Origin of the sequence: Janthinobacterium pasteuri (genome assembly GCF_051380775.1) — a bacterium.
In the GTDB taxonomy this organism is placed as follows: Bacteria; Pseudomonadota; Gammaproteobacteria; order Burkholderiales; family Burkholderiaceae_D; genus Janthinobacterium.
Genome location: NZ_JBNYXS010000006.1, coordinates 25,995 through 41,461, shown reverse-complemented (window position 1 = coordinate 41,461; position 15,467 = coordinate 25,995). Strand labels below are relative to the sequence as shown.

Below are 15,467 nucleotides of genomic sequence, written 5' to 3'. Positions count from 1 at the left end.
AAGTACAGTGCTGGTGAGCTGGCCCGTCAGTAGCTGGCCGACAGGTTGAAATTGATGCGGCGCACGTGTTTGTGCGTGCGTGGGCCATCGCGCAGCGGGTAGGCAAAATCGATGCGGCCATTCAGGTAGCGCAGGAACTGGAAGCTGCTGCCCACGCCCACGGATGCCAGGCCGAACAGGTCTTTCTGTTCCACCATCGGATCGCGCAGGCGCAGACGCGCGCCATCGGCAAACGCATATAGACGCCAGTTTTCCAGGCGGCTGAAATACGTCAGCTGGGGCGTGCGCCATTCGACCGTGCCCGAGACACCGTAGTCGCCCGTCGCTTCGGCCGACAGATAGCCGCGCACGGAATTGGCGCCGCCGGCGGCCATCTGCTCGCCCGACACCAGCGCCGCATCGGCCAGCTGGCCCGCCAGCTTGCCGTACAGCTGCGCGCCGCTGCCCAGGGTGGTGGTCACGTTGGCATCGCCCTTCAGCACGAGGAAGCTGGGCGAGGCCTTGTAGCGCTTGTTGTCGTAGGCGGCGCTGTCGCTGCCATAGCCGAACGCGGCGCGCGTGCCGGCCACCAGCGACAGACCCAGGCCATAGGTCGCCGTCTCCGTCTGTGCAAAGCCGTTGTAGGCCACGCTGAGCGGTACATATTTCAAGGGAATGCTGGAACCGGCGCCATTCAATTGCAGCGCCTCCTGGTTATCCTTGAAATCGATGCCGGCAGAAAAGCTGTGCCACCAGATGCCGCTGTTGGGCACCGTGTAGTTGAGCTTCATGCCCAGCGCATGGCCCTTGCCCAGCACGCTGGTACCGCCCGTGCTGGCCACGTTGCTGTTCGACTGGTAGCCGGTCGCTTCCACGCTCCAGCCCTGCGTGCCGATGGGCGCCACGTACGAGGCGGACCACACGCGGGTCTGATTCAGGTCACCCGGCGTGCCGAAAAAGCTGATCGTGGCGCTATGCCCGAGCTGCCACAGGTTGTCGTGACCGAGCGACACGCTGCTGCGCAACTTTTTCGTATCGGCGCTGTAATCGTTGTTCAAGCCCACGCTGGCGCGCCACGGGCTGCTGTCTTCCACTTTCAAGTCCACGTCCATGGTGCCGGGCAGGCTGCCCTGCTTGACCAGCGGCATCACCTGGCGCTTGGGTCCGCGGTTCAGGGCCGTCAGTTCCACTTGCGCCTGCGTAAAGTCGGGCACCTTGCCCTCCGTCAGTGCCGGCACTTGCTGGCGTACGTCGAGCGGCGAGTTGTATTGCGCACCGACCACGCGCAAACGACCCACCTTGGTTTCGCTCACCTGCAGCACCACCACGCCCTGCTCCACCTGCTGCTCGGGCAAATCCACGTAGACGGACTGGTAACCGCGCGCCTGGTAGGCGGCGACCAAGGCGTCGCGCGCCCCTTCCACGTCCTTCAGGGTGCGGCCCGGCCCCAGGAAGGGCGTGACCGCCTCTTCGATGGCACGCGCATCGAGCACGGTATTGCCGCGCACCAGGTATTCCTCGATCGTCACTTGCCGTTCCGGCGCGGCCGGCGCGGCGACAACTGTTTCCTGAGCGCAGCTCATGCCGGGCAGCGCCAGCATGGCCAGGCACAGCATCGTCAAGGCGGTCGCGGGTGCCGCGGGTGCTGCCCCCTTGCCCTGTTTTTTCATCTCACGCATCTTCCATTCACCTTAAAATCAAACGGTTGCCCTGTGTTGCGGCGCTGGGCCGGCGTTTTGTACTGCGGATGTGGTCCACCGAAGCTTGTCTACTGATGCCTAGACAGCCGCCGCGCGCGGCGACTGTCGAATGTCATCAAATGTTCATAAAACTCACGGTTGCATGCCGCGCCGCTCGTTCGGCGTGAGTGCCTGCAGCTGCGGCGCCGTCAATGGCCCCGCCCCCAGCACCTGCACCACGCCGGCCGGCTGGTAGCTGGACGCTTGCGGCTCGCCGCCCTGGACCTTGCCGACATTGCCCTCGTCCGCCCGCTCGTTGCCAAAGCCCAGCACTTTCACCGTGAACAGCGACGGCAGCGCCTGGCGCGTGGCGGCCCGTTCACGCTGCAGCACGTCCTGCGCCGCGCCCACGGCCTGTGTCGCGGCCGCGCTGGCATTGCTGAGCGCACCCACGTTCACTGCGGCGATGACCGGCATGCCCGCCGACTTGCCCTGCACCTGGATGTTTGCCGCATTCACCACCTGCAAGGCCGCCAGGTTGACGTTGCCCGAGACGCGGATGCCCGCCTCGCCCGCGTCGATGCTGCCCAGCGGGGCGATCAGGTCGATGTCGCCGGGCGGCACCTCCGGGATCGGGTTCAGGGTGGCGATGCCGGCGCCCGTGCTCGGCGTGCTGGGCGACAGGCTGACCAGGCCGATGCTGTCGTACACCCGGCGCTGCGGCGTGTAGACGACGGTGGACTTGGTGCCGCGGCCCGCATTGATGTCGCCCGTGGCCGACCAGGCCAGGATGTTGCCGCCGAAGGTGGTGAAAATGCGGCTCTGGCCTAGCAGGATGCTGTCTTTCGCATACATCTGGATCTCGCCCGCCCCCTGCGTCAACACGCCCGAGCCTTCGCCCGGCGCATAGCCGCCATCGACGCCGATCAGCGCGCGCCCGCCCGGCACCGTGATGCCGATATCGCCGCCGAAATCCGTGTGGATGCCGGCATCGTTGACGATCACGTGCGGCACGTCCATCGATGGACGCCCCGCCTCGGCCCACTCCTGCGGGCTCAGGTAGCGCACGCCAGCCAGCGGCCGCTTGGTGTAAATTCCCCCGTAGTCATCGACCGTGTACAGCGCGCTGCTGAACATCGTCAGGTCGCCCTGGTAGGCTATCTTCTTGCCCGCCTTGTCCTGCGATGGGAACAGGGTGGCGATGGCTTCCCGGCCGCGCAGGTAGCTGCCGCGGCGCATGCCGTCGGGATCGTTGTATTCGCGCCCGGCCGCCTTCAGCTCGGCAAAGTAGACATTGCTCAGGTACACCTGCTGCTGTTCCTTCGGCAAGGCGGCAAAGAAGCTGCGCGCATCGGTGGCCGGGTCATAGCGGATGCCCAGGCCGCTGTCGCCGCCAAAGCGCGTCGTCAGCCAGTTCACCAGGTGCAGCTGGCTCACCAACGCATATTCGCGCGTCAGGTCGCGCCGCACGCCGCCCGTCTGCTGGCCGGCCTTTTCCAGTTCAGCCTGCTTCGTACCGAGGAAGGCGGACGCCCCCGCTTCGTCGCCTGTGTAGCCGAACTGCCCGCGCAGCCAGTCGGCCAGGGTCAGCTTGCCGCCGTAGGCATACACGGCGCTGCCGGCCTGGTCGGCCAGCGGCCGGCCTGGGTCGGCCAGCTTGGCCGGGTCCAGGTAGCGCGCGGCGAAGGCCGCATAGTCGGGACCATTGCGGCCCACGCCGGCGGCCACGCTGATGCCGGCACCGTTGCCGCGTTCGCCGGGGCCGGTGCTGACGATGGAACCGAGGCTGCGCAATTCCGCCTTGTCGGCCATGTACAGGTCACGCCCGGCGCTCACGTTCAGCTGGCCCGGTCCCGCCACATAGAAGGTACTGTAGCGGATATCGCGTCCGGCGCTGACGACGGAAACGTCGGCGGCATTGCGGTGCACGAACAGGTTGCCGCGCGCGGACGAGCCGCCAGTAATGACCGGCTTGTCCGGGTAGTCGGGCCGGCCGACGAAGCCCTTGCTGGTCCATCCCGCCGCGCCTTCCGGCACGCCCTCGACGCTACCGAGCGGCGTGCCGGAATTGACGATGTCGCGTCCGGCGCGCACGGCAACGGCGCCGCCGCCCTCGTACCACACGCCCTGCGGGCCAGTTTCGCCCCTCAGTGTCGCCCGGTACACGATGCCGCCCGTGCGCAGGCCAACGATGTCGCCGCTGTTGGCATAGAAATGCGCGGGCACCTGGCCCAGCGGCACATACTCCGACACCGTCGGCGCCGTCATGCTGAACAGCGGATAGGTCTGTTGAAAATCGCCGGCGCCGTTGGGATTCGAACCAAAAGAGAACAGTGGCGAAGGCGCCAGCGCATTCGCATTGACGTTATGCAGTGGCAACAGGCCGAACCAGACCGCATCGAGCGCGCCGACGAAGCCAGGGTTGAACGGGTTCGGCAACAGGCGCGGATCGGCGCCCGATGGCGTGATCGGATAGCCGGCCGCATGGATGGAGTCGGCGGCCAGCATTTCCAGCTGCCCCGTGCCAGTCCTGACAAATTGCGGCGCCACCGGCGACGGCGCCAGGATCACGCCGTTCTGCGGCATATCAACCTTGCCGACCTCGCCCAGCCTGCCCAGGCTGGCGTTGCCGTAGTACAAGCTGCCGCTGGCGGCCACGGCGCGCAGCACGGATGGCATGACATAACGCCCGTCCGATGGCGCGTGGTTGTCGCCCGTCACCGATTGGATCCAGGCGGACGTCGGCGTCAGATTGCCGCCGGCGCTGAACAGGTCGATGGCCGTGGCCGGCGTCCACAGCGAGAACCAGCTCCAGCCCTCGCCCTTGCGCTCCACGCCCTGGTAATTGAATGGCGAGCCATTGGACAGCTGCTTCACGCGGCCCGCATCGGCCGTGCCGCCCAGCACCAGGTCGCCACGCGCATCGATGCGCACGCCGCTGTCGCCTGGCACCAGGATAGGCCCGCCGCTGGCAATCGCCGTGCCCGCCACATAGGTTTCATACGGCCGCGATTCCTTGGGATCGGCGCGGTCGAAACGCAGCTCGACGCCACCCACGGCACCCGCTTCCATGCGCAGCGCGCCGCGCAGATTGGTGAGGGTGCTGTTGAGCGTGGGATACTGGCGCTCGAAGCGCGTATCGGCATTCGGGAAATCGCTGTTGGCATCGAAACTGCGCACTTCGGCGACCGGATTGAGGCCGCCGCCGATGCGGATGTCGAGGTCACCGCCGCCCGTCAGCAGCAGCTTGCCGTCCGGCGTTACCCTGCCCGTGCTACCCACGGCCACGTTCAAGCCCTGGCTGCGCGGCGTGTATGCGCCGCCCGGATCGGCGCGCGAGGTCAGCATGCCGGCGTCGCCACCCGCCTGCAGCAGCACATTGCCGCCGCCCAGGGTGCCGATGCCCGTAAAGCCCGACACGATCGGCTGGCCGGCAAACAGGTCGCCGCCTTCGGGGCGCGCGACATAGGTGCCGAAGTTGATCCACCATGCCGTGGGCACACCCGCCCCCGTGCTGCCACTGCCCTGGCGCCACAGCCAGGTGCCGATATCGCTCGTATCCTGCTGCGCGTTCAGAGTGCCGATGGCATCCTCGCGCCGGCCGAGGGCGGTGCCCACGGTATCGCCCTTGACGTCGCCCTGAGCGCGCAGCAGCAAATTGCCGCCGTGCTCGGGATACCAGGCGCGGTACAGGTTCTCGCTGCCGCCATCGACGAAGCGCGTCAACGGGTCGCCCAGGGCGCCGAGCAACTTGCCCTTGGCGCTCAGGCCGCGCGGCAGGTTGAACAGATCCTTGCCACCGACCAGCGGCGAGGCCGACTGCGTGCCCGCCGTGTAGACGCCATACAGTGTACGCATGTCGAAGTCGCCGGCGGCCAGCAGGTCGAGGTCGCCCGTGCCCGTGCGCAGCACGCTGAACAGGGGCTGGCGCGCCGGCTCCACGTTGGTCACATACTCGGGCGGCGTACCATCGGCCACCTTGGTCACCAGGTCCGCGCCATACAGCAGCAAGAGCTCTTCGCTACCAAACCAAGCCACAATATCGACCTCGCCTTCCGGATAGCCCTGGCTGATGGCCTCTTCGTTGAAGATATAGGTGCCCGGCAAGCCCGTGCCCGGCTTGATCGATGTCCTCTCGCCCATGCCGTAATGTGTATCGGCCAGCATCAGATGGGCATCCTTCGCATGCGGCCGCAGCGCGCGCGTATCGGCGGCGGCCGTATCGGCGCCGCCCACCAGGCGCAGCGACCACGCTTGCGACCCCTGGGCCAGCATGGGTGCCAGCGCCAGGTTGCGGCCCTGGCTGCCCGTGCCGTCGCCGGCGCGCAGCGAGACCATGGTCGCGTCGCCAGGCAGCTTGACAAGCGTGCCGGCGGGCAGCACGCTGCCCTTGTCCAGCGCCAGCGCCGAGGCCAGCACCACGCCGTTGACGAGATTGACACTATCGCCCGTATCCGTGGGCTTGCCTTCCGGGAAGGGCAAGGCGACATTCGCCGGCCACAGCATGGCCGCCACCTTGGCCGCGCCGGGCAGGCGCAGGCCGGGATCGAGCTGCATGCCTGTGGATAAAGTCAGCGCCTTTTGCAAGACCGTGCCGGCCGCATACAGCACGCTGCCGTCGGCATTGCGCACGGCGCCGCCCAGCACGCTGCCGGCAGGCAGGTTCAGCTCATCCGTCAAGGTGGCGCGCGCCGCCAGCAAGGTACCGCCACGCAACTGCATGGCTTTCATCGGCACGGCGAAATTGACGCTCGTACCCGATTTGAAATACGTGTCTTCGGCCAGGGTCACCAGGCCCGCTTGCGGCACGACGACCTCGCCGCCCCACGGCAAGCGGCCCTTCACCAGTTGCCAGCCCTTGTCGTCCGACGTGATGGGCAGGGTGCGGGTATCGAAGCCATCCGTGATACTGCCGAAGACGCTGAGCTTGCCACCGGCGCGCAGCACCAGTGCGCCCGCCTCGCCCGAGCCGTACACGCTGCTCAGGCGCGCCAGGGGATTGACGCCGTCGTAGCGGTGGCCGGACAGGTCGATGTCGCCATCGACGTGCAGGTCGCCGCCCGGCGTGGCGCTGACGATCTCGACACCGGGGCGCAAATGGAAGGCGTTTGCATCGCCGCGCAAGCCGCGCAGTTTGCTGTTCATCAAGTTACCGTTGGCCAGCGCGTGGGCCATGAAATCCTGGCTGTCCCCATGTTTTTCGTCCAGGTAAGCCTGGTTGATGCCCTGATAGCTGCGGCCATCCGCATCCTTGCCCGTACCGGCGAGCGCATCCTTGTATTGCCAGAAGGCGTTGACGTTGATGTTGCGCGCGCCGGCGATGTTCAGTGTGCCAGCCGCATCGATGTCGATATCGTCGCCCGTGGCGCCGCCCAGGCGGCGCGCGTTCAGGTCGATGCTGCCATAGTTGCCGCCCTTGTCTCCGCTGCGCAGGTCGAAACGTGCGCCGCCTTCCAGGGTCAGGCGTCCGCCAGGCGAGGCCAGTTCGATCACGGCGCGGTTCGGCGCCTCGATCACCTGGCCGTAGCTGTCCGTGCGCAACACCGTGCCATGCGCGTCGAGTACGGCGCCGGCCTTGATGGTGACGCCGTCGCGGCCGGCCAGGCGGATGCTGCCCACCTGTTCGCCGCTGGCATCGATACGGCCGTTCACCGTCAAGCTGCCGCCGTCGACGGACACGCTCACTTCGCGCGCCTTGAGCTCGTCGCCGATGGCCAGATCGCCCTGCTTGAGCTGGAAGCTGCGGCTGCCGAATACCTTGCCCGTGTTCAGGCGCTGGTTCAGGCCGGCGAAGTCGCCGACATGCTGGGCGCGGATCTCCGCGCCGCCAGCCGCGTACGCTACCTGGGTGCCGCCCGCGTCATAGCTGCCGCTGGCACCGCCCAGCAAGGTGCCGCGCAAGTCGGCCGTGCCGGCCGCGTCGCCCGTGGCGATCACGCTCAGCTTGCCGGCGCGGTTGTTCACGGCCGACACATCGATCACGGAGGCGGCCGACTGGCGCACATCGCCTTCGCGGCTGTCGAGTATCACGTCGCCACCCCAGCTGTACTTGCTGGTGTCGTAGAAATCGATCTTGCGGCCTGCCAGGTCCAGCTTGGCCTTGTCGCCCAGCAACACATCGCGCTCGGCCGACAGGGTCAGTTTTCCGCTCGGCAAGACCACCGAGGTATCCACGCTGACGCTGTTGCCGCTCAGCGCCACTTCGGCGCCCAGGGCGCCGGCCAGCGCCGCATTCGTCGGCGTGGCGGCGCCTGCGCCTGCGGGCGCGCTCACCTTCAGCTCGCCGCCCGCCGTGATGCGGTTGACGGAGCCGGCCGCGCCCGTCAGCAGCGGCGTGTTGATGAGCACATTGCCACCACTGTAGCGGTAGCCGTTGATGGCCGTATCCCACGCGCCCTGCGACTGGTAGATGGACAGGCTGCCCTTGTTGTTGGCGGTGACTTGCTCGCTGGCATTGAGCGCCACCTGGCCAAAGCCCAGTATCAAACGGTCCAGGTTATGGATGGTGTCGGGACGGCTGTCCGGCGTGAAACCGAACTCGATGCGCTTGGCGTCGACCTGCAGGCGGCCGCTGCCCGTACCGGGGCCATTGGCAACCACGGCGCCGGGCGCATTCGTCGCGCCCTGCCACACCAGGGTGTCGGTATGGATGCGCGCCAGCGCGTCCGTGCCGCCATAACCGTAGATGGCGGGCGTATTGAGTACCAGGCGCGACAGCGACGACTTGCCCGTGGCCGCATCGATAGTCGACAGCTGCGCAGAATCATAGAAGTTGAAGGAGTTGCGCGCCGTCAAGCCCAAGCTTTCCAGCGCCGGCGCGCCCGTGCTGGTGTCGCCGCGCAGCAGGCGGTCGAGCACGCCCTGGTTCAGCGCCAGGCCGTCCGGCAGAGCGCCGCGGGCGCGGGCGTCGGCCAGCGCAGCTTCGCTGCCGATATTGATCGCCCCCATCGCCAGCACCAGGTTGCGCGTGCCGTAGCGCACGTTGTCGCGCAGGGTGAAGGCGCGCTCCGTCACGGCGGCGATAGTGCCTTCCGAATACAGCGAGGTCGTACCGCCGCAGGCGACTATCGTCTTCGCGCACGCGCCGATGTCGATGATGCCGGGACCATCCGAATCGGACGGCGTGCGCACGGCCGGCAGCAGGTCCAGCCAGCCGTTCGAGACGGCCAGCACGCTACCCATGGGCTGGTACACATAGCCGTCGCGCGAATCCCAGGCCGCCTTGCCGCGGCCCAGCGTATTGATGCCCGATCCTTGCTCGAGGAAGATGCCGTCGTTGGGTCTCGTGGTCACCAGGAACACTTCGGCCGCCTTCAGCACGGCGCCGTCGCGCAGCACGATGCCGCCCGCCGATTCCTTGATGGCGGCGATATTGGCGCGCTGGTTGCTGCCCGTAAGGAAATCGTTGTAGCTGACGCGTGGCAAGCCGCCTATGCCCACACGCTGGGCGCCGAAGGCGTTGATCTGCGAGGCATGCACGGACACGCCTTGGAAGTCCGCCAGCGGCGCCGTGCCGTCGGCCAACACTTCGTAGCGCGTCGATACATGGGTACCCGTGCCCAGCAGCAGTGAGCCGCCGAAGCCGCCCTCGGCCGGCGTGTACAGGGCGCTGCCATCCATCATCAATGGCGTGTGGTTATTCTCGACGCTGTGCAGGAACGGGGCGATCAGCTGCAGCCGCACGGCCTTGGCGTCGCGCTCCAGCATGGCGCGCGGCACGCCGTCGCGCGTGGCTTGCGCCACGGCAAAGGCGGCATAGCCCGTTTCATTGTATTGCGAATAGCTGCGCAGCACGTCGGCCGGCGTCAGGATGACCTGGCCGGGCACGGCGTCGCGGATGGCCGTGCCGACGATCCCCGTCTGCGCCGCCGTGGCATACGAACCATTGCGCATGGCCACCGTGCTACCCGCCTCGACAGCGCCGGCCAGGCCATTCAATTCCACGCGGAAGGCACCCGGCAGCAGGGCGAAATTCGATGGCAGCAAGGTGTAGGTGCCGGCCGCCAGGCCGGGCACGCCCGCAGCTATCGTGATCTGGCGCCCTACGGCTGGCTTGCCCGCGCCTTGCTCGGGAGTCAAAGGCGCCACGTCCGGCTGCACGCCGGGAATGATGGCGTACACGGGGTTGGTATTCAGGCCGGGCAGGGTGAAGCCGCCGTTCGGCTTCATCTGCACCAGCGGATTGAGGCGCGCATCGGTGGAGCCGCCGCGCCCGGCCAGGAAGGCCGCGCCCGTCAGGGTGCCCCCACCCGTCAGGTCGAGCACGGCGCCCGCTTGCACGTCGACGGCGGCGCCCGTCAAGGCGATCTCGGGGCCATTGCCCACGCCCTTGAACACGACGTCGTTGCCGTCATACAGATAGCTGAGGCCATCGAGCGTGCCGCCATACGGCATCGTCAAGCCCTTGGCGCTGACGGACGTCAGGCTGCCCGGCAACAGCTTGACATGGCCGGTGTTGGCTTCATAGCCTTCGGCGCCCAGGGTGATCTGGCCCAGCGGCGCGCGCAGCACGCCATGCTGCTTGATGGTGGGAGCAATCAGGTTCAGGCTGCCAAACACGGAATAGGGCTGGTTCGGCGTGGCGCCGTCACCGCTGCGCTCGATATTGAGCGTGCGCAAGGGGTCGAGCGTGACGCGCACATTGCCGTACTCGTCGACCCGGCTGCTCTGGCCCACCATGACCATGCCGCTGTCGCCCGTGGCAGGATAAATCTGCGCGGCGGCCAGGGTGGCGTTGCCAGGCTGGTACAGGGCGGCGTTGTTCGACAGGCGCAAGTCGCCACGGCTGTTGAGGGTCAGCTGCTCGAAGGCATCGCGTTCGACCACCAGGTCGGCGCCGCTGCTCTGCGCGATGGTGCCGCGCGTGCCCATGTTGACCTCGCCCGCGAGATCGAGCATGCCCGCATCGATCTGCAGCAGGGAGCCATCGGCCACCAGCGGCACGCCCAGCAAGCCGCGCCCCTTGCCCGAGTTTTTCGACCCTTTCACGGCATTGGGCACGATGTAATCGTCCTTCTGTCCGCGCATGGCCGTACCCAGGCGCACATACGGCGCCGCCAAATGCACCTGGCTGGCAAGGCTTTGCAACTTGTCCCGGCCGTCCGCATCCGGCTGCGGCCGTGCCGCCAGCCCCAGCGAACTGGCGCTCAGGCGCAGGCTCTGGCCCAGCGTCAGCTTGACGTCGCCATCCACGCTGAGCATGCCGTTGACATGCATGGCCAGGTTATCGAAGCCGCCGGCCTGCACGCGGTCGGCCCCCAGGCGCGCAGTGCCGTAGCGCAAGGCCTCATCCTGCTGGCCGGCGCGCAGGTCGGCCGGCAAGACGCTGTCGCCCTGCACCTGGGCCAGCACGAATTCGCGCGGCACCCGCACCACATTGTCGACACTGGCGCCTTGCAGCGTCAGGCGGTTCACCTGGCCATAGTTGGGCGTGTCCAGCGCCATCGCCAGCGTACCGCCGGCCGCGCCAGCGCCACCGGCCGCCGCACGCAGAGTGCCATCGGCAAAGATGCCGTTGTAGGAACTGAGCGCAATCAAGCCGCCGTTGCCGGCCACGTTGACAGCGCCCTGGTTCGGCAAGTCCAGCGTGGCTTGCGCGCCGCTGGCGTCGAGCAGTGCGCCCGGGCGCACCACGACAAAGGCATCGGCCGCGTCGACGCTGGCAGCGTCGGCCTTGTAGCGCGCACCGATTTCGATGCTGCCGCCCTTGTCGGCACGGCCATAGCGCCCGCCCCGCATGTCGGTGGCCACAGTGGCGCGACCGGCGACATCGAGCACGGCGTGTTCGCCGATCCAGATCGAGGTGGCTTGCCCCTTGCCGTTCGGCACATCGGCATCTCTGCCAGTGCCAAACGTGCCCGGCAGGATGGCGATCTTGCCGCCCCAGGCATCGAGCCGGCCATCGATGCTTATCTGGTCATTGCCCGTCAGGCTGATCTGACGGCCCGGATCGACCGTGACGACGGCGCCTTGCGCCACCGCCAGGGCGCCCTTCACGTTCGGACTGCCGGCCGTCAGCGTCAGGTCGGCGCCGGCGCGCTGCGTCAGGCGGCCCTTGCGCGCATCTTCCTGGTTCAGCTGCGGCATCCACACTTCCAGCGCGGCGCCAGGATCAGTGCCGCCCGCTACCGTGTGGCCGGTGGCGGGATTGAAGCGCAGCACGGGCATCCGCACATCGATCTGCGCATCCTTGACCACCACCACGCCGTCGCGGCCCGTGACTGCATAATCGGCAAAGCCGCTCTGGAACAGGCTGGCACCCAGCGCCAGCATGGGCTGCACGGCAACGTCGCGTCCCAGCATGATGCCAGTCGGCAGCAGCACGCCGCGCGGCGTGCGCAGGTTGTCGGCCGCGATGCTGCCGGCCGCATACTGCGTCGTCATCGGCTGGATGGGCAAGCCGTTCGGAAAGGCCGCCGCCGAGACCACGAATCCCGTAGTGAGACCGTTGAGGGCCGTCAACACGCTGCCGGCGGGAGCGATGGAGCCGCCCCAGACATACGTCGTACCGTTGATAACGACGTTCGCGCCCGGCGGCACCAGCAAGTCGGCCCCCAGCACCAGCGGCTTCGTCGCCGACACGTCGACCGTCACGGGCTTGGCCAGGGTCTGGCCCGGCTTGATCAGGCTGGTGCTGAGCGCGAAATCAAAGGGGATCTTCTCGCCCTTGGCAATCAGGAATTCATCGACCAGGCGCAGGCCGACGGGGGCGCTGCTGCCCGCTGGCAGCACGTCGCCTTCGAGCAGCTTGCCACCGATGCTGACAGCCGTGCCGCTATCGATCACCAGCCGCCCGCCGCCCTTCACGCCATGGCCACGCAACTCGCCGTCGAGCTTGAGCAAGGCGCCGGTAGAGGCTTTTTCACGCGGCAAGTCGACCGCCAGGGTAATGTCGCCACCGCGTCCTCCCTGCAGGCTGCCATTGCTCATCAGGGCGGCGCCGGACGAGACGTCGATGACGCTGCCACCAGCCAGTTCGATGCCGCCGGAGCTCTTCAGGGTGACCTTGCCGCCATTCATATACGGCAAGCCGGCGCTGGCACCCGGGTCCAGTTCCAGGTTGCTCCACAGGCCACGCGCATCGAGACGCACACCGGGCGCCACACGCACGCCGGCCGGGCCCGTGGGACGCCCTTCCGGCGACACGGGCGCATCGAGCCACACGGCGCCCGTGTTGGCCAGATAGCGCGACACCATATTGCCGGCGGCGATGCTGCCGCTGCGCGCACTCACATTGGCCTTGATCGCCACATCGTTGGCGTGCAGGGCGATGTCGCCGCCATCGGCCACACGCACGTCGGCATTCACGTCGAGCTTGTCGTAAGCGTAGATATTCAGTGCGCCCAGTTCCAGTCCGTTGAGCCAGTCCGCGTCGAGTTGCAAGGCTTTGCTGCGCGCGGCCGGCAAGGCGTCGCCCAGCAGTTGGCCATCGGCGATGCCGGCCACCTTGCCGATTTGCACGTTCTCCAGCACGGCTTGCGGGCTGTCGCGCAGCTGGCCCGTCCTGGTATCAAAGACGGGCGTCATTTTGCCCACGATCAGTTGACCGGCACGCGCCGCCGCCGTCTGCGCCTGCTTGTAGCTCTCCATGCCGTCATCGCGCTTGCGCTGCTGGCGCTCGCCCTGGAATACGGAGGTATCGATATCGCCTTCCAGCACGGCGGCGCCCGTGGAAACGATCAGGCGGCCCGCATCGCGGCCCACCGTATAGCCGTTTTCCAGGCGCTCGCGCGGGCCGATCAAGGCATTCGCGTACGTCTCCGTCGTGTTCGCGCCCCAGCGCGCATGCGTGCTTTCGTAGCCGCGATACAGGCCCGTGTACAGATTGTCGCCGGGCGCTGTGCTCAGCTTGACCATCGCGCCATCGGCGCCCTTCAGCCACGTCTGCCTGACCATGCCCGTCTGCACGTCCAGCGAACCGCCGGCGATGTTGATGCGCGAACCGGCCTGCGTCACCACTTCACCACCGCCAAAGGCCACGGTGCCACCCTGGGCCGCCCATTCGCCGATGCCGTGGCCGCTGGTGTTCAGGTAGCCGCTCACTTCCAGCAAGCCGCCTGCCGTGTACCAGCGGTCCGTGGCGTAGCCATTCGTGCCGGCCGGCACCAGCACCAGGTCGCGGCGGTCGACCCACACGTCGCTGTTGTTCAGGTATTTCGCGTCCCGGCTGCCGGGCGCGTCGCGCTGCTCGTTGCCCTGCACGTTGATCAGCACATTGTTGCTGCTCATGTCGACCTTCACGCCGACGGCGCCGGAAACGTCGATGGCGGCGCCGCGCGCCACGTGGCTGCGGCGGGCCGCATCGACCAGCACCTGGCCGCCCGTGGCCAGGGTCAGCGAGTCGCCTTCGAGCTCGACGTTGCCGGCGGAGACGATGCGCACCAGCGACTGGTCGCGCCGGTCCCCGATGCCTTCGGTGCCCTTGCCCGTGTCTTTCAGCAAGGTATCGCGCTGCACATCCAGCGCCGTGGCGCCGTTGTTATCGATGAGGATGGCGCTGACGCTGCCGCGCGCCAGGGTGACGCCGGCGTTCTCGCCGGCCGCCGCCAGGTGGATGGTGCCGCGGCCATTGACGGTCGTGCTCGACAGCAGCACGCCATCCTGGCGCAGGCTATTGCCGCTGAGCGTGATGTCGCCCGTCGCCGCCTGGATCACGCCGTTGTTGACAACGCTGCCGGCGCTGCTACCGGTCACGCGCAGCATCTCGACTTCATTGCCGCGCGTGCTCGAATACTGGTTCTTGTCCGTGCCCATGCCCTGGCGCACGACGATGGCGTCGCCTGCAGCCAGAGTCGTCTGGCCATTTGGCGTGGTGATGGCGCCCGCGTTTTCAACGTTGCGGCCGGCCAGCAGCACATAGCCGCCGCCTTCCGTCACCGTCTGCGGCTTGCGCGTGTCGATGCGCGCGCCGGCAGTCACGACGACGTCGGCCTGGGCCTTGCCATGCGTGTAGGTATTCTGGCCCAACAGCAAGTCATTCGCGAAGGTCGGCACGGCGCCCGTGCCCTGCGCCTTGCCGTACAGGCCGCTCTTGAACTGGCTGTCGCTCATGCCCATGGCGGCCGCCGCCAGATTGCGCGTATCGACCTGGCTGCTGCCCGTAAACACGATGCCGTTGCGGTTGACGATCATCACCGTGCCGTCGGCCTTGATCTGGCCCTGGATCTGGCTGGGGCGCGCCAGCGGATCATTCACGCGGTTCAACACGGACCAGTTCGATTTCTGGTCGAATTGCAAGGTGGTGTTCTTGCCGACGTTAAAGCTTTCCCAGTTCAGGATCGCCTTGTCATCCGTCTGCACAACCTTGACGACGGTCTTGCCGTCGGCCTGGGTCTGCACGGGCCCCTGGGCATTGAGCCAGCCGGCCGTCAGGCTGTTGCTGTCGACCTGCAAGCCGCCCTTGACCAGGCCGTTGGGGCTGCCGCCCGCCGCCAGCGCCGCCTCGCGCGCGGCCGCCTGCACCGCCTGCTCGGCGGCGATGCCGCGCGCGGCCAGCAAGAGATTGTTCAGCGATTGCTGCAGCTTGCCTTCGGCCTTCTGCTGCTGCAGCAAAGGATTGTTCAGCGATGTTGCCGGCTGGCCATTCGGCAAGCGTCCCGTGGCCGCAGCCGTGCCCTGCTGCGCGCCCTTGCCGGCGAACCAGGCGCCGCTGAACGGCTGCTGCGCCTGCGCGCCGCCCGCCTGCAGCAGCATGGCGATGGCCAGCGCCAGCGGCTTCAATCGCACCGGGCGCCCGGTCCGGTTGCCCGCCATGGCGGAGGAGGATGCGTGTTTCGTGACCGACTTGCTTCGCTGCATGGCGACATTCCC

General features: G+C 67.6%; 2 protein-coding genes. Both read right to left on the bottom strand.

Features of this window, described 5'->3' with window-relative positions:
• Window positions 1–26 precede the first annotated feature (26 nt).
• Complete coding sequence (locus ACQ4WN_RS08320) at window positions 27–1,658, bottom strand: ShlB/FhaC/HecB family hemolysin secretion/activation protein (RefSeq protein WP_436551102.1); 1,632 nt, start codon at window positions 1,656–1,658, stop codon at window positions 27–29.
• 153 nt (window positions 1,659–1,811) lie between these two features.
• Window positions 1,812–15,455, bottom strand: coding sequence for a filamentous hemagglutinin family protein (locus ACQ4WN_RS08315; RefSeq protein WP_436551101.1), 13,644 nt, complete (start codon window positions 15,453–15,455; stop codon window positions 1,812–1,814).
• Window positions 15,456–15,467 lie beyond the last annotated feature (12 nt).